Here is a 20,620-nt window from a genome sequence, read left to right as displayed (position 1 = left end):
CAGATGACAGCTAGAACCCCGACCGGCCTTGGTGGCGATGCCAAGCAACGCCTGATCCAGCAAGCCCTCGCCCGGCGCCGCAATGTGGCTGCCGAAGGCGAGCAGGGCGCTACTCTGGAGCAGGTGCAGCAGGCTGCCCTGAAAGTGCCCGAGGCGCACTATCGTTTTGACCTGCACCCGGGGTATCAGCAACTGCGGGTGATCCAGCAGAGCGGCATGCGCCTGGGGTTGAGCAATCCGTTTTTCCGCCTGCACCAGGGCACGGCTGGCGCACAGACGCAGATTGGCGAGCAGCAGTACCTCAATTTTTCCAGTTACAACTACCTGGGCTACTCCGGCCACCCGAGCGTTGCCGACGCGGCCAAGGCTGCGATCGACCGCTACGGCACCTCGGTATCGGCCAGCCGCCCGGTTTCCGGTGACCGCCCGCTGCACCGCGAGCTCGAGCGTGAGCTGGCCAGGTTATACGACGTGGACGACGCGGTGGTGATGGTCAGCGGCCACGCCACCAACGTCACCACCATCGGCTACCTGTTCGGCCCGCGCGACCTGGTGGTGCATGACGAGCTGATTCACAACAGCGTGCTGCAGGGCATTCAGCTGTCGGGCGCGCGCCGCCTGAGTTTTGCCCACAACGACTGGCAGGCGCTGGACCGTTTGCTGGGCGAGCAGCGCCAACATTTCGAGCGCGTGCTGGTGGTGGTGGAAGGCATCTACAGCATGGATGGCGACTATCCCGAACTGCCCCGGTTCGTTGAGCTCAAGCACAAGCACAAAGTCTTCCTGATGGTGGATGAAGCGCATTCGCTGGGGGTGATGGGGGCGACCGGCAAGGGCATTCGCGAGCATTTTGGCCTGGCGGGTAATGACGTTGATATCTGGATGGGGACGTTGAGCAAGACCCTGGCCAGTTGCGGCGGTTACATTGCGGGCAGTATCGCCTTGATCGAGCACCTGAAGTTCCTGGCGCCGGGTTTTCTGTACAGCGTGGGCATGCCACCGGCGGTTACCGCTGCTGCGTTGGCGGCGTTGAAATTGCTGGCCGATGACTGCGAGCGTGTAGCGCAGGTGCAGGCGCGTGGTGAGCTGTTCCTGCGCCTGGCGCGGGAAGCGGGGCTGGACACCGCGACCAGTACCGGTTTGGCGGTGATCCCGGTGATTACTGGCAGCTCGTTCAAGGCCGGGCGCTTGTCCAGCGCCCTGTTCGAGCGCGGCATCAATGCCCAGCCGATCCTTTACCCGGCGGTGCCGGAGCATTCGGCGCGGGTGCGGTTCTTTGTGTCTTGCGAGCATACGGAAGAGCAGATTCGGCATACCGTGGCGGTGGTGGCGGAGGAGATGGCGCGGTTGGGGTGAGCCGGCGCTGCTACAGCCAGATTGCATCCCAATGCGGGTAGTCGCCCACATTGGGTGCCAGGCCAGCCCTGACCGGGTTGGCGATGATGTACCGCGCCACGGCGAGCAGATCATCGTCCTTGCGCAGGGCGCGATCACAATAGCCTGCTTGCCAGATGGGGGCAGGCGTTACCCCTGCCTTGCGCAACGCATGGCTAGACCTTGATTTGAAGCGGCGCATCAAGGTGGCCAAGGTGACTTCCCTCAGTTCTATCAACCAATGGACATGATCAGGCATGACGACCCATGCCAGTGTCAGGCAGCTGTTTTCCCTGTCGGCTTGGCGCAGGTGTGTGACCACCAGCCTGGCAAAGTTGAAGTTGTGGAACAGAGGACGACGCTGTTGCGTGACTGGTGTCAGCATATAGAGCCTGCCGGGGTGCGAAGCCCGATGGCGGCGCAGGTGGTGGGCATGGGCGTAGTGCATGTGGTTTTCCTTGAGTGCACGTTTACCGAAGCAGCGTAGCCGCCACTACCGCGCCGACCATGATTCAACCATTGCAAATTGTGGCCCCCCCACCGCCCCTTGTAGGAGCGGGCTTGCCCGCGAATGCGGTGGTGCCTGCAACGGTGAACGTCCAGGCGATATTGGCCAACAGGCCCGGCCTATTCGCGGGTAAACCCGCTCCTACACCGAGGGTGTGTGCCGCCCCGCGAATGCGTTGGTGCCTGCAACGGTGAACGCCCAGGCGATATTGGCCAACAGGCCCGGCCTATTCGCGGGTAAACCCGCTCCTACACCGACGGTGTGTGCCGCCCCGCGAATGCGTTGGTGTCTGCAACGGTGAACGCCCGTGCGATATTGGCCGGCAGGCCCGGCCTGTTCGCGGGTGCGCGGGTGTGTTGCCACCACGCCAGTTGTAGGAGCGGGCTTGCCCGCGAATGCGGTGGTGCCTGCAACGGTGAACGTCCAGGCGATATTGGCCAACAGGCCCGGCCTATTCGCGGGTAAACCCGCTCCTACACCGACGGTGTGTGCCGCCCCGCGAATGCGTTGGTGCCTGCAACGGTGAACGCCCGTGCGATATTGGCCGGCAGGCCCGGCCTGTTCGCGGGTGCGCGGGTGTGTTGCCACCACGCCCGTTGTAGGAGCGGGCTTGCCCGCGAATGCGGTGGTGCCTGCAACGGTGAACGTCCAGGCGATATTGGCCAACAGGCCCGGCCTATTCGCGGGTAAACCCGCTCCTACAATAACGGTTTGCGCCGGCTGTTCAGATATGCGGCGCCTCATACGCATTCAACTGCTCGACAAACTTCCAATGGCTCTTCTTCCCAAACCCCATCAACCGCTTCAGCCGTATATCCCAGCGCATGTGATGATTGGCGATCCACGGCAGCGCAAACAGGTGCGCCCCGCGCCACGGAATGAACGGGTTACGCCGCAGGCTGGCGTAAATTTCCACGCGGTGGCTGGCCTGGTGGCTGGCGCACCGTGCATGGAAACCCGAAGTGTCTGCCACCACCAAGGTGTTGGCCGGTACCGCAAAGCGGCGGGGCGGCGGCAGGCCGAGGGCGGCCAACTCGGGCTCGTCGATGCGGAACGAACCCTCACGGTGCATCTGCTCGCCAGAACGCGACGCCCCCAGGCTTTGGCGATACTCCCACGCCAGCCGTTCCGGGGTCAGGCGATGCGAACCCGGCACGTAACTGAATGGCCCTTGGTCATCCTCCACATCATCCAGGAACAACCACGCCTTGGCCGTGGGGTGGAAGGTGTCGGCATGCAAACGCGTTTGCGGGTCCTGGTCGGCATTGGCCGCATCGATCACGATCGACTGCAACTGGTAGGTAATGCCACCGGTATTGGACGACGCGTACGCAATCAGGTCGCGCACCCCCCGGTCCGCCACGAACGCCGCACTGGCCGGGTTGCGCGCCAGCACATCCCGGTCAAGGCTGACCCGGCGGGTGACCGCGCGCCCCTGGCGCATTTCCCAACCGGTACTACGCAACCCACCCAACTCGGCGCGCAAAGCCGCGAACTGCTCGGCAGGCAGGGCGTTTTCACGGATGAAAAACCCATTCTGCTCAAAATGCTCACGCTCAGCGGCATCCAGCCGCGACGCCAGCGCCTGGCGACGGTAACCGGCCATGGCCATGGCCAACTGGCGGCGCTGTACATGCAGACCCAGGGCGTTGAGCCGGGCGCTGCCAAGCACCGGGTTGTTCTCGAACGACTTCGCATGGGTGGCCAGCTGCAAGCAATGCCAGGGAAGTGCCGCGTAACGGCGGATGTCCTTGATCGAAACAGGCATGTTCTAGTCCTTTGATGGGGCCAGTGGCCGGCCGCAGCCGAGCATGGTCCGGGTGTAGTTGAGCAACGGCGCCACCCGCCGGTGCGCCAGCCAGTGCACCGGACGGGGCGCACTGAGGCAGGCGAGGGCGTGCCAGGCATCGCAGGGCAAGTCGTGCTGGGCGTCGGCATAGCTCGCATAGCGCAGCAAGGCGCCGGCTACCAACTGGTCCAGAGTCAGGCGCCGGGTACGGCGCGGTAATGGCTGATGGTCCTGGGTCAGGCCCCAACCGGCATAGAACGGCGTGCCGTAGGTGACCACTGGCACACCGCGCAGCAACGCCTCGAAACCGGCAGTGGAACTGAGCGTGTGCAGGGCGTCGATCTGGCCATACAGCCCGGCAATATCCACCCCCGCCAACACTTGGTCGGCCAGCCCGGCCAGCTGCGCAGGGGCAATGGCGCCGCGCCGTTTGCCGGCTTCTACATCCGGGTGTGGTTTGTACAACACCCAGGCATCCGGCAGCTGCGCCCGTACCTGCTGCAACAGGCGCAGGTTGCACCCCGCACCGCCACCGCTGCACAGCGCCGAGGCGTCGTCCTCGACCTGCCCCACCACCAGCACGCGCGGCTGGCCCGGGCGGCCTAGCAGGGTTGGCCTTGCACCGCTGCGCAAGTTGAACTTGCTGGCGCCGCTGGCCACGATCTGCTGCCGCAGCCGTGCGGCTTCGGTGAGGGTGCCGGCATCGAAAACACCGTGTTGCAGCAACTGCTCCAGGTCACTGGGCGACTGAGCGTCGTAATGAATACCCCCACGGTCCAGCACCAGCGACAGCGCCGGGCTGTTGGTGGCGCCCAGCCCTGTTGAACGCAAGAAACCGTCCTCGACCCGCCACAGTGGCACACCCGCCTGGCGCGCACGTTCCGCCAGGCCGGCCGGCTCGCGCGCCGCCCATACCAGCAAGCGGCCCTGCTCGGCGGCTACCTTGCTGACCAACTGCGGGTCGTCGACGCTGAAGCGCAACTGCCCCCAGCGGCTGGCAAAAAAGCGCCGGATGTTGTGCTGTTTGTGCCGCTTCACGCCCAGTACCGTCGTCGGCCCGGCAAACGCCGCGTCGCGGGCTTTCTTGCTGGCCAACTGGCGGGCCACGGTCAGGGCATCGGTCAGCTGGCCGGTCAACGGGTCGACATAGCGGCAATAACGCACATAAGCTGCCGCCACCAGTTGCACCAGGTCTGGCCGGGCCTGCCGGCGAGGGATGGCCATACGGTCATCGGTGAGCCCCCAGCCGGCATAGAACGGCAGCCCGAAGCAGGTGACCGGCACGCCCTGGATCAACGCCTCCAACCCGGCCTGGCTGGTGCCCACGTACACCCGCCGGGCACGCCGGGCCAGTGACGCCCAAGCCACTGGCCGCGCCTCCAGCGTTACCCCACGGGCCCGCGCCGCATCCAGCAGGCAGCTGGGTTTCTGCCCGCCCAGGCAGTCAGGGTGAATGCGCACACGTACGTCGGCGCCCGGGTTTTCTGCCAGGGCCTCATCCAGCATGCGCACATAGTCGGCTTCGCACAGCCCACCACCCGGGATCGAATAATCCCCGGCCGTCTGGTCCACCACCAGCACCAGCGGCCGCTCGCGGCCTAACGGGTCATCGGCGGGTAGGTCCTGGGCATTGTTGTACTTGCCGATGCCACTGCTGCGCATCAAGGCAATCAGCTCGCGGGCACAGCCCAGCTCGTAGGCGCTGAGCGCTTCAGGCTGCTGCAGGATGTTTTCCAGCAGCGAAGGCCGGTCGGCCAGGTAGTGGATACCCACCGGGTCGACCACCATGGACATCGGCGTATCACCCTCGATACCCAACGAGGACGAGCGCAAAAAGCCGTCTTCCAGCGCAATGTACGGCAGCCCCCAGCGCTGGCAGAGCACCCGGGCATGGGCCGACGACTGCTTGTAGCCGATACCGGCAATGGCCTTAAGCCCCTTGGGCGCCTTGTGGCCACGGCGCCACAGCCAGAAGGGCGGGCCTTCCGGGCCGAGGAATTGCGGCAGATGCAGCACCTTCCAGGCCACCCACTGCGACATGATGCCGACCCAGCCGGGGCCGTCCACCAGCGCTTGTGGCGGTGTGAAATGGCCGGTGTTGGCTGGCGACTCAGCGCTCATGGCACACCGCCCGCCACATGTTGCGCACCGGCGGGAATGGCACCCAGCGCTTGCGGCGCAGGGCGAAACCATTGTGCAGGTACAGGCGTTGCGCGCGCGGGTTGTTCAGCGGTACTTCCAGCTCGACCTGGGCAAAGCCCAACGCAGCGGCATGCGCGCAGCACGCCTGCACCAGCGCGGCGCCCACGCCCTGCTGGCGCGCGGCCTTGCTGACCCGCAGCCCGTACAGCAGGAATGGGTAGCGCCACTCGCGCAGCTCGCTCAGGCAAAAGCCGACAAACCGCACCCAGCCACTGAGCAGGCCAAACTCCCGAATGAACGGCCGCCAACGCATGGCAAACGGCCCGCGCCGGCCATGCTTGACCGCCGCAAAGCCCAGCGCCTGATCGCCATCGAAGGCCAGCAGCACACGGTCCCAATGGATAGCCGCCCCCAGCAGGCGATAGCGGCAGGCAGTATTGCCGATCAGAAACGCCAACGACCCACGCCCCTCGGCCAGCAAGCGGGCCAAGGCGGGGTCTGCGGCGCGCTCCGGCGCCAGGTCCGATCCCAGCACGATACGCACCACGTTGTCAGGCTACCCCGGCGGTGGCCACGGGCGCCTGGCGGCCCGCCACAGTCGCCTGGGCGTGGGCCAGCAAGGTGCTGGACAACTGCTGCACCGCCAGTGCACTGGCGCGGCAGCCCGGCTGGTGGCGGTTGGACCAGACCAGGTAGTCGGTGTCGCCCGCCGGGGCACCGATTGCCTGGTACACCTCAGGCAAGATCGGCACATGGTCACCATAGAAGCACAGCAGCGCCGGCTTCGGCAGGGCCAGCAGCGTTTCACGCAGCATGCCCAGCATGCGGTCGGCGTTGCAGATATGGCGCAGGTAAGGGGCCAGGTCCTGCATGCCCGGTTGCAGCGGGCGGTCGAACCAGGCAGGCAGCTCGTGTGCCGCCACGCTCTCCAGATGCAGCGGGCCGTGGTTCTCCATGGTTACCGCATGGATAAACAGCGGCTGGGTACGGCCAGGTGCCTGCAGCAGCTCGCGGATTTTGTCTGCCACGGCGCAATCACCAATGAACGGCCCGGCTTTTTGCGAAGCATTGAACGCCTTTACATCGATGAACTCATCGAAGCCCAGCGCCGGCAGCACCTTGTTGCGCCCATAGAAGCCACCGTCGTAAGGGTGGATGCAGATGGTGCGATAACCCTGTGCCTTGAGCCTGGAGGCAATGCTGGGCAGGCCCCGGCGGGCGAGCACGCGGTAGGGGTTGAAGCGGTGCACCCCAAGCCGCCCGGTGGGGATGCCGGTAAGGTAGGCGAACTCGGTACGCACCGTATTGGCGCCCCAGGCTGCGACCTGCAGCTTGCCCCGGGCTAGCGCCTGGCTGGCCAGCAGATCGTACTGGCCGAGCACTTGCTGGCGCACGCCAGGCCACAGGTCACGCACATCGAAGAACGACTCGCTCTGCACCGAGACCAGGTCTGGCAACGAGCTTGCCGGGGGCTGGGTGTGCTGAGCCGACGCATTCGCAGGGCAAGCAGCCTCCACCGGCTGCCCCCCAAACGGCGAACCCAGCGCCTCCCGATCCACCGGCGCCCGCGCTGCCCAGAAGTACCGCCACAAACTGGCCGCCAAGCCCCAGCCTCGCACGTCCCGTTCGGCATCAAAGCTCGGTTGCACCGGCCGATGGCCCAGACGCAACAAGCCCAACCCGACCACCAGCGGCAACAGCGCCGCAAGCCGCGCGCCCGGTACCTCAAAGCTCAGGCCCGCCCAAAGGTAGACCAGAAAGCCCACCGCCAGCATTGCCGCCTTGGTAAGCCCGAAAAACGGCAGATACAAGCGCGGAAACTTCACTGCATCGCTGAAATATTCAAAGTCTGCACACACAAACGGCTCGCGCAGCGAGTGATACTTCGCATTGCTTACCAGCACGATCAGCAGCCACAGCAACAGCAGGTTGACGCCGCTGAACAACGGCCGCGCCGTCAGCGCATACAGCAGCCCAAAGCCGACGCACCACAGCCCGGCATGCAGCATCCAGCAATCGGCCGGGCGGCGCAGGGCAGGGCGCGGGTGCAGCAGGCGCTCGACCGCCACGGTCAAGCCAAGGCCGATCACTGCAACCGGCAACAAAGAAACTTCAATCACTGTACTTCAGCCCACGCAGGATCATCGAAGAAAGCCACTGCGGGATAAGCCCCAGCAGCCAGGTGCCCAGGTTGAGCGGGAACGGAAAACTGATACGTGCCTGGTTCGCCGCCAGCCCGCGCTTGATGCGCCGGGCCGCTTTTTCGGCGGTCCACAAAAACGGTTTTGGCCCGGGCATTTCGAAGCACATCTTCGACTCCACATACCCCGGCACAATCACATTCACTTTCACCCCTTCCGGCGCCAGCCAGTCGCGGATGGCCTCGCCATACACGCGGATGGCAGCCTTGCTGGCGCTGTAGGTAGGCGTTACCGGCAAGCCGCGCCAACCCGCCAGCGAGCTGAACAGGGCGATCTGCCCATTGCCACGGCTGCGCATGGCCGGCAAGGCAGCCTCGACGGTGGCCAGGGCGGCCAGCACGTTCACTTCCATCAGGGCGCGGCTATCGTCCCAGACTTCTGCTTCGCCATTGGCGCCCACTGCCGTGTTCAGCCCGGCACCGACCAGTACCAGGTCCGGCTGATGCTGCTCGCTGACCCGCCGCACCATCGCCCGCAGGGCGTCCAGGTCGCGCACATCGAGGGCTTCGAGCAGCACCTGGGCACCCAGGGCGCGGCACTGCTCGGCCATTTCGGCCAGGCGCTCGTGGCGCCGGCCTTGCAGGATCAGGGTTACGCCCGGGGCCGCATAGGCCGGCGCCAACGCGCCGCCGATACCGCCCGTGGCGCCGGTGATGAGGATGCAGCGGGGAGAGGCATGCGAACTCATAGGTATTTTTCGATTCTTGAGGTTTTCGCCATCAGCACTTCCAGGCAGTTGGCCACGGCCATGTCCATGCCACAGGCGGTGTAGAAGCCGCCGTTGACCTGGGTGGTGTGGATGACGGTGTTGCGGAAGCGGTGGAAGAGCTTGATGTCCGGCATGTCTGGAGTGTGCCAGAAGTCAGCCAGGCTGCCTTGATGGGTAAGGCCGGGCATGGCGTAGATAGGGTCGGCCAAGGCGATGGTCGGGCGCCCATGCAGCAACGCTGAAGCCCCGGCAGTGCTGTTGACGGTAATCATGCCATTGATGTGCGAAAGCAGGGTTGGCATATGCCCGCTCTCCATGAACTCGACCCGGTCAGCTACATCGTATTCACGGGCAAGCGCCTCGGTGACGCGCCGATAATTGACCAGGCCCGGCGTCAACGGGTGGTTCTTGATCAGCAGGCGGGCATTGAATGGGGCATTCAGCGAGAACGAGTCGATCACGTGCTCGATGACCTGGGTCATGTTGTCGAATGGCGAGTGATCGCGGATCTGCGCATCGCTGTCCAGCTGCAAGGGCAGCAGGTAGGTGGGCTGGCGCTCACGGGTGACATCAGCGACCAGAGCATCATCGCGGCTGCGGGCGCGGAGCAGGCGTAGGCCTTGGCGAATAAAGCCGGCGTACTCCACTGCGGCGTTGAAGGGCGCGTGGGTCTGGTACTTAGGGTAAATCAACGCGTTCAGCGCCCCACCTACGTGATACATCACATCGTGGGCTGCACGGCGGGTGAATGAAAGTTTAAACGGTTTTCCATTTTGGTAACGTGGAATGTATTTGCCAACTTCACGGTACCACTCCGGGTCCCGTGGCAAGCGCGAGTTGTTGTTGACGCCGTCGCGCTCCAGGGTGACCCAGTACGGGCGGAAGTAGCCTTCCTCGAATACGTGCACGCGAATGCCTTGCAGGCGGGCGAGTGTGATCGCGGTGCGGTGCACGGGGCGGCAGTCGCCGAACAGGACAAGGTCGGTGATGTTCAGGTCGCGGAAAATCTGAGCGTAGTAGCCTTCCAGGTCAGCCGTCCGCTGGCCGCAGCGTCGTCGTGAGCCTGAACCGTAGAGCACGTCACCTACGTTGAAGCTTATGCTGTGCACCCGCTGGTCAATCGAACGAAGGCCTTTGGCCAGTCGATTGAAAAAGGGCGAACTGACACCCTGAAGAAACAGAAAACTATTACGCGGAATCCCCCGTAGTGGCCGACGCGTCGGCTCGAGAATCAGGCTGCCGGGCGCTTCCTGCCCAGCAAACTGCTCAACCGTCGTTTCAAATCCTGCCATCTGGAAGTTGCTCCGGGCTGCGGTAATGCATGCCAGTGTTGTAATTCGTAAAGAGTCTGTTCTGCGGTGGTAAAACGATTGGTGACTAGGCTGACGTAGGTGGGATAAAGCAGGAGCGTCGCCGCTACCAGTTCATCCAGCGTCAACGTTCGACAGCGTCGACTTCGCACTTGAGCATCCAGCTCGTTGTCCATCGTTAGTCCCCAACCGGCATAGAATGGCTGGCCATAGGTGGTAACCGGCACTCCACGCAGCAGTGCCTCGAAGCCCGACTGTGAAGTGAGCACATGTACTTCATCGACCACCGCCAACAGTTGATGCAGGGGCGTGTCGCCGATCACTTCGTCGCACCAGTGCACCGTTTGCGCTTCGTCGCTGCCGCTTGCACGTGTACCTGCTAGTACTTCTGGATGCGGCTTGTACAGCACCCAAGCCTGCGGATTACGTTCGCGTACTGCACGCAGCAACTGCAGGTTGCTGAGAATGCTTGTGCCACCGAAGCGAATCGAAGCATCACCCTCGACTTGGCCGGTGACGAGAATTACCTTTTCTGCATCTGCTGGCCGTTGCCAGGGCGTGCCCGGCAGGTTGTATTTGGTCAGCCCCGCGTTGCAGATCTCCAGGCGCAGCGCTTGTGCTCGCATCAACAATTCGGTGTCAAACGTATTGTTGGCGAGTATTTGCTCCAAGCGCGATGGGCGTGTGGCGTCGTAATAAATGCCGAGATCATCGACCACCCACGACAGTGGCCGAGCCTTACCAGCGCCTAGGCCGACAGAGCGCAAAAAACCATCTTCAACACGATGGATCTGTTGGGGGTGGCCGAGCAGCTCAGAATCAAGTTTGCAGCCCCAAGTAATGACAGGCATCGACGCAGACACACGCTTCTTGGGTTTGACGAAGCGGATCGCACTGCCGTTGAAGAACAGTTTGGCTAATGGCTCTTTCCAGCGGCTAAAACCGCACACTTGTACCAATGCTGGCATCAGGCTGCGGTGGTGGCGTTGCAGGCCTAGCCACTTGATCAATGATTCCGGGGTACTCGGTTCGCCCCGTTCTGGGCAGATGTAGCGTGGGTAGCGCACCAAGCTTGCGTGGATCAACTGGGCAAGACTAATCGGCGAGCGGCGCGAAGGGGCGGGTAGTCGATCATCCGTCAGCCCCCATCCGGCATAAAAAGGCATGCCCCAGGTATGTACCTTTATCCCCCACAGCAATGCGTCGAAGCCTAGCTGCGAAGTCATTACGTATACCGCGCGCATGCGCGGTAAAAGCTCGGCGGGGTGGAGGTTCTGAGTCAGAACCTCCACCCGCGGAAGCTTTGCTACTGTAGCCAGATCGTAGTGCCCCGACTTACGCCCTGCAATCACGTCAGGGTGGACCTTGAGGAGAATAGTGCTGGTTGGGTAACGGTCCAAGGCTTCATTGAGCATGGCCATGAAATCGTCAGCTGTCGCGCCTTGCAACGATGCGTCGCCGAAAGTTTGGTCTGCCACGAGCACGCAGTCCGTAGGAAGAGTTGGCACTTCAATGCGCGAATCGTTGTATTTTGACACTCGCTGCTCTTGCCAGAGTACTTGGAGCGCCATGGCTCGTGCTTGCTGCTCTTGAGTGAGACGCTCAGCGATCAACCGCTCCAGCCGGGACGGTTGGCGAGCGTCGTAGTAGACCCCGACATCATCGACAATCAGAGACAGTGGCGGTTCGTCGGCACCCAGGCCGACTGAACGCAGAAACCCATCTTCGATGGTCAGCACCCGCTTTCCGGCTTTGTGCGCAGCGGCCATAGCCACGTACGCGCTCGGTTTGCGGCCCCAAGCCATTACCCAATCAGCTTCCGAAACGTCAGCCACGACGCCGTTCTGCAGCTCGAAATCCGGCAGCAGCGCAGGCAAAGTTCTGATCTGCTGAGCCCCTTTGGACAGGATCAACAGGCGTTGGCGAGGTAAAACGTCATCCATAAACGTGTAGCTGCGTTCCGTTACCAGGGTAGCGAAGGGCAGAAGGCCAAGGATCCAGTGGGCAATTTGAAGCGGCGAATCTTAATACAGATTCAAGTTTTTTGGATGGCTTTATTGGGTTTTTTTCCGGTGGAACGCAACGGATCCGGCTAGATCTCAGGGGATGGCATCAAAATGATATCTGTTCACAGCAGGCTGAGGAGATACTTGTACTTCTCCAGCAGCAGAGGCATGCGATCTCGCTCGCGGTACTCTTGAATGGTTTCGGGACGCAGGCAGTGGTAAAGCGCTGTCAAAAGGAACACATAATGCTGGTTCCGAGCAGCTTCATCAGGGTTGAATTTCTCGGGTAGCGCGCTGCGGTAAGCTTCGCTGAAATCCTTCTGCGCTGACAGGAAAAGCGCCATTTCCTTTCGTCGGAATAGGCTTCCCAGGTAGGAGCCGCCGTCGAAGCCAATGCGCCCTACCTTGACCTCGCTCCAGTCAATCAGGTGCAACTGCCCATTGGCGACGAAGAGGTTTTTGCGTAAGTAGTCCATGTGGCAGATGCAATGTGGGCTGCGCTGCGCTTGGTGCGCAAGGCGGCTTATGACTGATACGAAACTCTTGAAAGCTTTGCCAAGACCGGCGAAGCGTTTATCTTCCAGCCCCAGCTGTTCGAGTTCAGATAGGCAGCGGGAAAAGTTAAATCGAGGGCGTAGAAGGAACCAGGGGCGGAAAAAGTCCATGCTCCAGATTAGTGGCGCTTGCCTCCATGGATTGTGGGACAGGTAGTCGTGGCTGAGTACCTCTTGTTCTGCTATGGCTCGTGCTAGCTGGCTTGCGATTGCATGCATTCGTGGTGGTTTGCCACGTACAAATGTCGTGAAGATACGGCTCTCCCAAGGTGTTTCTACTACGCCAATGCATTCGGGGTGGTGGAACAGAGTAGTTCCCTTCAGCATTCCTTCTAACCTATGGAAACGTGCCTCTTGGCTGCTAAGAAAAGCCCATTTTTTGATCGTTTTTTCGACGATTTCCACGGATTTTGTATCTTTTGAAGCGGCTACGCAGTGGTGCCTAACGTATTTCACGAACGACGCATTGGACGCCAAGCTTTCAGTAGTGATGATCAAAGACTGCTCCCTCCACTGCGGTACTAAGGAGCGAAGGGTGTCCTCCAGCGAGGAGTGCCTCCAGAGGAATAGCTTTTTGCGAGGCGCCGAAGTGAGAATAGGAGTAGTCATAGCGTCCAATTGGGCTGAGCCGTGTGTCCGTTCTGTAGCCGTTACTAAGTCATATGCTGCGCTATATGAACGTCGGGTACAATGAAAATTTTCGATAAGAGGTGAGTGTGAATAGCTGATCGTTAAGTTAAAAGGATGATGAAAATATTTTTTGACAGGAGCAGGGTGAGGGTTGTGGTTATGAAGTTTTGCCCTGGTTGGGTTTGGTTAGAGATATAGCCCAAGCGCGGGTTGAAAAGTTAAAAATACTGAATGTTAGATGCGTGGTATTTGAGTTGTTCTCGCCAATGTGGTCAAGGGATATATTTTAGAAGATTAGGGAGTTAAGTATTTGCAGTGGATAGATCCTGAATATTGAATGTCAGCGAGCGAAGTTATGAGGTATACATTATTATTGCGGAGAGATGTGGATATGGCGTCAGTAATCATGCAGTCAAGCGTTCCCTGAGTATCTCGGAAAGCACAGGTAGTCCGCTCGTCATATGCTTAAGAATATACCGCCAATCTGCTTCGGCGTAACTCCCGATATGAAACGGGGGGGGTGAAGCAACAATGTTGCCGAAATTGTACTTGAATCCATAGTGCATTGCTGCGCTGCCTCCCTTTGAGATGCGTAGCAAGGTGCAGTCCGAGGTATCGAGGTCAAGCTCCTTCATTACCATTGAAATGAATTTGAAAATCGCTTTTTCAATGTTAAATTGGCCTTTGAAGCAAGGAAATAGCTCTCTTCGCCTTGAAAACTATCTGCTATCCAAATTACTTCGGCGAGATATTCAGAGGAGATGTTGTGATAGTTATATGTCGGCTTGCCATTGCCGCTGAAAATGGGAAATACAGTCACAAGAATGATTGGTGTCGTACCGCGCAGGCTTGCGCATGTACAAAATCTCTACGCCTTCGATAGTTATTGTTGCTCAATCATCTCGAATGGTGCCTCCGTGCTTCGCAAGGGGCTTGTGAGACGGCACGATACACTGAAATGATATTTTTCGGAGATACTATATTCCCTAAGACGCATGATATTTGAGTGTAAAGCGAGGCAAAGTTATGTGCTTTGTGTCAGTCTGTCCAAACGGGATCTCCAGTGGCTCCGGAGGGAGGATGGGGGACTGACTGGGTAGCTTTCTTTGACTGAATTTCCCCATCGCGTGCTCCTCCGTGCAGGTGAGGTATGGTTTTCCATCCGTGAGTCAGATTTGCAGGCAAGTCTTTACAGTTGCCCTTTGCTTCATCAGCGCAAAAACTTTACCATTCAAGCTTTCTAAAAATGTACAGTCGCGCAGGACGAAAATGAACCACCTAACGATAGCCAAAGAAGCATTAATCGCCCAAGCCCAAGCCGTTAATCAGTTGGCTGACCGCCTTGATGGTGAATTTCAGCGCGCCGTCGAACTCATTCTCGGATGTAAAGGCCGGACTGTTGTGTGTGGAATGGGGAAGTCGGGGCTTATTGGGAAAAAGATGGTCGCCACCTTTGCATCCACTGGCACTCCTAGTTTTTTCATGCATCCAGCTGAAGCATTCCATGGCGATCTTGGTATGCTTAAATCCATTGATATTCTGATTCTCATCAGCTATAGCGGTGAGACTGAAGAATTGATCAAGCTGATTCCGAGTTTGAAGTCATTTGGGAATCGCTTCATAGCGATGACAGGTAATAAGAATTCGACCCTTGCCCAGCATGCTGATATTTGGCTGGATATATCGGTCGAACGTGAGGTTTGCCCGAATAATTTGGCGCCGACAACTTCTACAATGGCAACTATGGCTATGGGTGATGCTCTTGCGGTAGCGCTCATTGACGCAATTCAGTTTAAGCCTATGGATTTCGCGCGCTACCACCCAGGTGGTAGCTTAGGGCGGAAGCTTCTGACTCGTGTTGCAGACGTAATGCATAGCCCCGCGCCTTTCGTCACTTCAAATACTAGTTTTCACGATTGCTTACTTGTCATGACACAAAGCCGATTAGGGCTTACGCTTGTTAGTGATGAAGGCCAGTTGGTAGGGATTGTGACAGACGGTGATTTGCGTCGAGCGTTACTTGAAAATCCAGATGTAGTGAATAAAGAAGTTTACAATTTTATGACTGCGACGCCCCATGAAATTGCGTCTGATGCATTGATGTCTGAAGCCGAAGCTTACATGCATGAAAATAAGGTGCGCGCATTAGCTGTGAGAGATGCCATCACGGAAGAAATCACCGGAATCGTGGAAATTTTCGACTGATTGCATGAGTATCGAGCGGGATCCATCATGCGGCATGGCAGCTTTCCGATGATCGGTTAGCTGCCGACACCCAAATTGAAATAATTGGAGACCTATGATTAGTTCTGTGATCAGTACTAGTGATGGGTTGCTAATTTGTGGGTAAAATTTATGCTGCTTTTTGCTATATGTGTCCCCGTAATGGTGATTATATGTTCAGGGCTGGGGTGGTATATGCATTTAAAACAAGAGCAAGACTATTAAGGTTTACGCTTGGCTGGTGTGATGAAGGCCATGCATCGTGGTCCTCTAAAATAAGTTATGATTTGCCAGCTTTGTAGTAGTTCTCGAAGCAAAAATTTGTTGCCTCGATATATCCTTCCGCGCCGCCGCAATCAAATCGAGAGCCTTTAAATTTATAAGCAATTACGCAACCATTTTGCGCTTGCTTCATTAAGGCATCGGTAATTTGAATTTCGCCTCCTTTGCCCGGTTCAGTATTTTGGATAATGTCGAAAATGTCCGGGGTGAGAATGTAGCGGCCAATGATCGCCAAGTTAGATGGTGCATCTTCGGGTTTTGGCTTCTCAACCATGTTCGTAACGCGAAAGATATCCTCTCGAATCATATCTCCAGCTATTACGCCGTACTTGTTGGTCTCTTGTGGATCTACTTCTTGAATTGCAACGATTGAGCACCTGAATTGCTTGTAGAGCTTAACCATCTGGGTTAAAACTCCGTCGCCATCTGGGTTCACGCACAGATCGTCCGCTAGCACAACAGCGAATGGCTCATCGCCTATAAGCGGTCTCCCTGTGAGGATGGCATGGCCTAGGCCTTTCATTTCCGTTTGGCGGGTGTAAGAGAAAGAGCACTCGTCAAGCAGCCGTCGTATACCGACGAGATATTTTTCTTTATCTGTTCCCTTGATTTGGTTTTCCAGTTCATAGCTGATGTCGAAGTGGTCCTCTAACGCGCGCTTGCCGCGGCCAGTTACGATGGAAATTTCGTGCAAGCAAGCATCCAGTGCTTCTTCGACGCCATATTGAATTAGGGGTTTGTTTACTACCGGCAACATCTCCTTAGGCATAGCTTTGGTTGCAGGGAGGAAGCGTGTACCATAGCCAGCCGCCGGAAACAAACATTTCTTGATCATAAAAATCCTTGTTCGCAAGATCATAACATGCAGGCAGATGTTACGTGCTCAGTGCTTTTCCATCAACTAAAAATATTGCCAGCCATGATTTTGACCTAAATGAAGGGGTTCTCATGTATAATGGGCACATGAACTGTGCCCTGCATATGGAGTTGATGATGGTTGAAAGCGGAAAAAAAGTAGCTGTTTGTGCTATCTGCAGAAACGAACGAGCATATGTTGAAGAGTGGGTCTCATACTATAAAGCCATCGGTTTCGATGATGTTTTTATCTATGATAATGTAAGCGATGACGGTACGTCTGAGTTGTTGGTTGCTTTAGATGCGGTGGGCGAAATACAACGCGTGCACTGGCCGCGAAAAGAGGGTATTCCCCCGCAGCGCGATGCATATGGACACTTCATCAACCAATATGCGCACAATTTTGATTACGTATTGGTCTGTGACCTAGATGAATTTCTAGTTATTGACCAAGGTGATGTTAAAACCTTGATTGCTCAAGCTGAGGCTCTCCATGATCAGGTTGGTGCAATTGCGTTCCCGTGGTTGATGTTTGGCTCCGGTGGCGAGGAGCAAGAACGGCCGGGCTTGGTAGTTGAACGATTTAGAAAGTGTGAAGGTTCAGTTGCGAGATCGGTGAAGACGCTGTTTGCACCGAAAAATACTTATAATATGAGGACTCATATTTGTGATTTGTTGAATGGTGTTTATCTGGATAACACCCTGAGTGTTGCTCAATGGGACCAGAAGATGCCAATTAAGCTGAAGAAACCTGAGATGGGATGTGCCAGGATTCATCACTACTATACAAAATCGAAAGAGGAGTGGCTTAAGCGAAGGGCTCAACCTAAAGCTGATAGAGCAAAAATTGAGCTAAAGAATGTACAAGAGTATGAAAAGTATAGTGGCTTATCAGTTGTGAATGATCAAGCTGCGACGAGAGCTCCAGAAGTTAAAGCAAATATTGAATTGCTGAGATCTAAACTTTCTAATGTTCAAATTGCATGCAATGATGCTTCGATTGAAGTTGTTTCCATAAATGGAGACTGGATCTTCGGTGCAATCAAAAACTTAAAGTCTGACAAGTCACAGGCTGTTAGGATTGTGGGTGAGTTGTCAGAAGCATATGCATATAGTGCTAGGGTTTCTGATAATTTGCATATTTTCACTTATAAAAATAAGTGGAGAAATACGTATGGAAAGTCCTTTGAGTTATCACTGGTGGGTGCAAGTCACTCTAAAGTGATTACGCCTGCGGATTATCCTGCGCCAATGTTAAGCTTAAAGTGGCTTTCGAAGTTTATGGGTAGCGCAGAAGAGCACATTTTTGCTTACGCACTGCTCGCGTTAAATGAGGAAACAGTTCATGAAGTTGCAGAAATTTGTCGGCGTGTGAAGTTTGCGAAGAACAAGAAATTTGCAAACTTTTTTATAGCACTCAGCTCTTATGCTTTGACTAAAGATAGTGATGCGTTCGTATTCGAATTATCTAAAGAAGACGATGAGTTTAGGAGGATGGTATTCGACTCGAAGAGATCTCCCTACCTTTCAAAACTAGGCGTCTAAAAAGAGTCGTGCGACTGGGTTTCCAGTCGCACTGAAACCTAAGCTCTAGTACTCGTGGCTCTTTCCCACGGGGCTCGTTTTGCAAGCCTGATGCCAAAGAAGTCATTTACGACCTTCTTGTATTTTTGATCTTCCGAGCTTCCATTCCCGTCGTTAAAGCAAATAAATTTATATTTATACGAGGCTTTGGTATTGATTGTGTCAATGTTGTTTGGGCGAGCAATAATTCCGCTTGCATCAGCCCGAACTGCGGCTCCGGTTATATAAGCGAAATGATGATAAAGGAATGAGGTCAGATTAATGTCGTCAGCGCTACGCGTTTTCGCTGCTCGCGTAGAAACGAATGCGCTGGTATACCGCTGCTCTAGTTCTTTGAGGACAGATTTCCGCAGCGCGTAAGGTACATGCCTATGTAGTGTACGAGGTGTGTAACTAGGAAAATCTGGCTTTAAAAGTTTGCAAACGTTGCTGGCCGCGATTAGGTAATCGGGGCTCTCAGAATCAATGTGCTCGGTAACCATGCCATAGGGTTCAAAATATGAGAGCGAACGACCAACCTCGTCAAAAAAGTCGCTTGGTAGGCATGGTTGCGATAGCACAAAGTCGTCATTCAAATATATGAATTTTTCGCTTAAGCCTGGTATTAGATGTAGAGACGCCTCAATAGCATGTGAATTGAATGTAGGTAGCACAGTGGAATCTGGGAAAATATCTTGGTGATCAACCCATATGATGCGTGGATCATCTGCAAGCCAATCTGGTTTTCCGCAGTTCGAAACTATGTAGATATTATTCAGCCATGGGGCGTACTTATGCAGTGATCTAAGAGAAAACTTAAGCTCGTCATTATTCGTGTAACGATCGGGGTCGAACGCTGCTTCGGGGAATGATTCTCTCCATAAGGCTTGCCAGATTGGGTCTACGTGATTTACCCAAGTATAAACTGCGTCGATTTTATCCGAGCTTTTTGGGCTTCTTCCGCCATAAATGCTATCGAGGTCCTTTACGGCGAAGCGCTTAACATAGGCCTTGCTTGAGCGGACATTCGCCATACCTGCGGGGTCAAGGTCATAAAGATAGAATTGTATGATCTCTGAAAGCCCGAAATCATTGGAAAACTCTACGACAAAGTTTGGTCTGGCATTTAGCGACGACGAGACCTCAGCAATGTTCAATTTGGACTTTGCTGGAGACTGAATGCTAACGCTACCCCCAAGCGTATAAATGCAAACGTCGGTCGGCGTAGCCTCTTTGATTCCAGAGATGAAGTTAATAAGCCCGTTGAGATAACCGCTCCACAGCACAAGGCTATTTGGGTCGCTGCCATCTTCAGCTCCAATGCCGGCTTTAAGACTTTCGCGAAGGTATGCTTTCAATCCAAGGCGATTCACCTCCATCAAGTCAACGTTATTGCGGTTGGCACTCGGAAGGGAAGTTCTGACTGCGGTTTGAGGCGAATTTTGAAATACACGTTTTCTGAACATGTCGTAGAAAAACAAGTTCGGATCACGGAAAAACTTTCGTAACTTTTTGTATTTCACTTGTTTTTTAGTCATTTTAGCAAAAATCTCAAACGGCGCTTGAAAGTGTCAAAGCGATCAATATGTCCTGGTTTGTTCTCAAACAGTGCCGAATAATCTTTGTAGTCAAGATCATTTAATCTGCATAGGCCAAGAAAATCTTCGATTAATGTTGAGGACTCAGGGTGTGAAGATGTGAGGTGTTGATGCTGTGTCAAGAACCTCTCTAGGTTCCCGGTACGCGCAGCATAATATGTCGATTGTTTTGGAGTGTCGTGATAAAGGTGAAATGCCATGTCTTTATCTAGAAGCAAAGGTAAGCACAGTCGTCCTAATGCCCGTCTAAATCCTGTTGGGAAGAGCGGAGATCTCGCTGTGCCAGCATCTAAAATGTTGCCACACTCTTTGATGCTATTATAAAGGCATGCCAGCCTTAGCATAAAGTCAAAGTCTTCATAGCCATGACCTTCAAACCGCTCATCAAAGCCACCTAGCGATGAGAAGTCTCGGCTTCGCATTATGGTAACTGAAGAGGGGTTGGCTAAATGCAGGAACTCTTTTCTTGAAAAGTTAAAGTATCGGTCAATTAAGGACTTGGGGTCACGTTCTGATATCAGTCGTTTTGAACCATACTGAGATAAATACATGCACGGTATAAAGACAAAATCAAGTTCATCCTTCTCAATTTTATTTTTGTATTTAAAGAAAAGATTTTGATCTGGCCATATGTCTATATCTAAAAAAATTAGATATTCACTTTCCGTTATTTTGCATGCGATATTTCTAAGGCGAGCGTTGTTCACTGGGCCTGTATGAACGGTTTCGACTATTGAGGTATTTGGGAATTTACCGATGATTTTCTTGAAGATTTTTTCGGGCCATATATTTCTGATTGCTAAGCCAATGACTATTTCCCAGCCATATTTTTGACCCTCACGGCAAATTCGGAGGGCTTTCAAAATTATGTCAACC

15 protein-coding genes are annotated in these 20,620 nt (G+C 55.9%); 3 read left to right on the top strand and 12 right to left on the bottom strand.

What is annotated here, in order from left to right; translation table 11 throughout:
- The first annotated feature begins 3 nt into the window (after positions 1-3).
- Positions 4-1,356, top strand: coding sequence for an aminotransferase class I/II-fold pyridoxal phosphate-dependent enzyme (locus ACLCGK_RS10775; RefSeq protein WP_410951985.1), 1,353 nt, complete (start codon positions 4-6; stop codon positions 1,354-1,356).
- A 10-nt stretch (positions 1,357-1,366) separates the two neighbouring features.
- On the opposite strand, the gene ACLCGK_RS10770 is transcribed toward ACLCGK_RS10775, so the two are convergent.
- The 9 genes from ACLCGK_RS10770 to ACLCGK_RS10730 all read right to left on the bottom strand — a co-directional run bounded on the left by ACLCGK_RS10770 (position 1,367) and on the right by ACLCGK_RS10730 (position 13,091).
- Positions 1,367-1,822, bottom strand: a complete 456-nt coding sequence (locus tag ACLCGK_RS10770; RefSeq protein ID WP_410951984.1) for an REP-associated tyrosine transposase — start codon at positions 1,820-1,822, stop codon at positions 1,367-1,369.
- A 784-nt stretch (positions 1,823-2,606) separates the two neighbouring features.
- Positions 2,607-3,650 (bottom strand): phytanoyl-CoA dioxygenase family protein, encoded by a 1,044-nt coding sequence (locus ACLCGK_RS10765; RefSeq protein WP_410951983.1) that lies wholly within the window; start codon positions 3,648-3,650, stop codon positions 2,607-2,609.
- Between the two features lie 3 nt (positions 3,651-3,653).
- Positions 3,654-5,792 (bottom strand): capsular polysaccharide biosynthesis protein, encoded by a 2,139-nt coding sequence (locus ACLCGK_RS10760; protein WP_410951982.1) that lies wholly within the window; start codon positions 5,790-5,792, stop codon positions 3,654-3,656.
- Positions 5,782-6,360, bottom strand: coding sequence for a GNAT family N-acetyltransferase (locus ACLCGK_RS10755; RefSeq protein ID WP_352230951.1), 579 nt, complete (start codon positions 6,358-6,360; stop codon positions 5,782-5,784). The genes ACLCGK_RS10760 and ACLCGK_RS10755 overlap by 11 nt, the downstream gene beginning before the upstream one ends.
- A gap of 4 nt (positions 6,361-6,364) precedes the next feature.
- Positions 6,365-7,918, bottom strand: a complete 1,554-nt coding sequence (locus ACLCGK_RS10750) for an LTA synthase family protein (RefSeq protein ID WP_341802419.1) — start codon at positions 7,916-7,918, stop codon at positions 6,365-6,367.
- A 7-nt stretch (positions 7,919-7,925) separates the two neighbouring features.
- The gene (locus tag ACLCGK_RS10745; protein WP_280045013.1) at positions 7,926-8,702 is read right to left on the bottom strand and encodes an SDR family NAD(P)-dependent oxidoreductase; all 777 of its coding nucleotides are present in this window, start codon (positions 8,700-8,702) and stop codon (positions 7,926-7,928) included.
- Positions 8,699-10,015, bottom strand: a complete 1,317-nt coding sequence (locus tag ACLCGK_RS10740; protein WP_410951981.1) for a capsule biosynthesis protein — start codon at positions 10,013-10,015, stop codon at positions 8,699-8,701. Before ACLCGK_RS10740 ends, ACLCGK_RS10745 begins: the two co-directional genes overlap by 4 nt.
- The gene (locus ACLCGK_RS10735; RefSeq protein ID WP_410951980.1) at positions 9,955-11,976 is read right to left on the bottom strand and encodes a capsular polysaccharide biosynthesis protein; all 2,022 of its coding nucleotides are present in this window, start codon (positions 11,974-11,976) and stop codon (positions 9,955-9,957) included. Before ACLCGK_RS10735 ends, ACLCGK_RS10740 begins: the two co-directional genes overlap by 61 nt.
- 185 nt (positions 11,977-12,161) lie before the next feature.
- A complete protein-coding gene (locus ACLCGK_RS10730; protein ID WP_410951979.1) occupies positions 12,162-13,091 on the bottom strand; it encodes a phosphotransferase family protein in 930 nt (309 codons plus the stop codon).
- Positions 13,092-14,492: 1,401 nt separating this feature from the next.
- Here ACLCGK_RS10730 and ACLCGK_RS10725 point away from each other — a divergent pair.
- Positions 14,493-15,428, top strand: a complete 936-nt coding sequence (locus ACLCGK_RS10725) for an SIS domain-containing protein (RefSeq protein ID WP_410951978.1) — start codon at positions 14,493-14,495, stop codon at positions 15,426-15,428.
- Between the two features lie 298 nt (positions 15,429-15,726).
- Here ACLCGK_RS10725 and galU read toward each other — a convergent pair whose 3' ends face one another.
- Positions 15,727-16,563, bottom strand: coding sequence for a UTP--glucose-1-phosphate uridylyltransferase GalU (gene galU, locus ACLCGK_RS10720; RefSeq protein WP_410951977.1), 837 nt, complete (start codon positions 16,561-16,563; stop codon positions 15,727-15,729).
- A 44-nt stretch (positions 16,564-16,607) separates the two neighbouring features.
- Between galU and ACLCGK_RS10715 the strand changes: the two genes are divergently transcribed.
- Positions 16,608-18,128, top strand: coding sequence for a glycosyltransferase family 2 protein (locus ACLCGK_RS10715; RefSeq protein WP_410951976.1), 1,521 nt, complete (start codon positions 16,608-16,610; stop codon positions 18,126-18,128).
- A 38-nt stretch (positions 18,129-18,166) separates the two neighbouring features.
- Here the strand turns inward: ACLCGK_RS10715 and ACLCGK_RS10710 are convergent, their stop codons facing one another.
- A complete protein-coding gene (locus ACLCGK_RS10710) occupies positions 18,167-19,684 on the bottom strand; it encodes a stealth conserved region 3 domain-containing protein (RefSeq protein WP_410951975.1) in 1,518 nt (505 codons plus the stop codon).
- On the bottom strand, positions 19,681-20,607 hold the full coding sequence (locus ACLCGK_RS10705; RefSeq protein WP_410951974.1) for a galactosyltransferase-related protein: 927 nt from the start codon (positions 20,605-20,607) through the stop codon (positions 19,681-19,683). Before ACLCGK_RS10705 ends, ACLCGK_RS10710 begins: the two co-directional genes overlap by 4 nt.
- Positions 20,608-20,620 lie beyond the last annotated feature (13 nt).

Source organism: Pseudomonas sp. S1(2024) (assembly GCF_046557535.1).
This window is presented reverse-complemented; position numbering and strand designations above follow the sequence as displayed.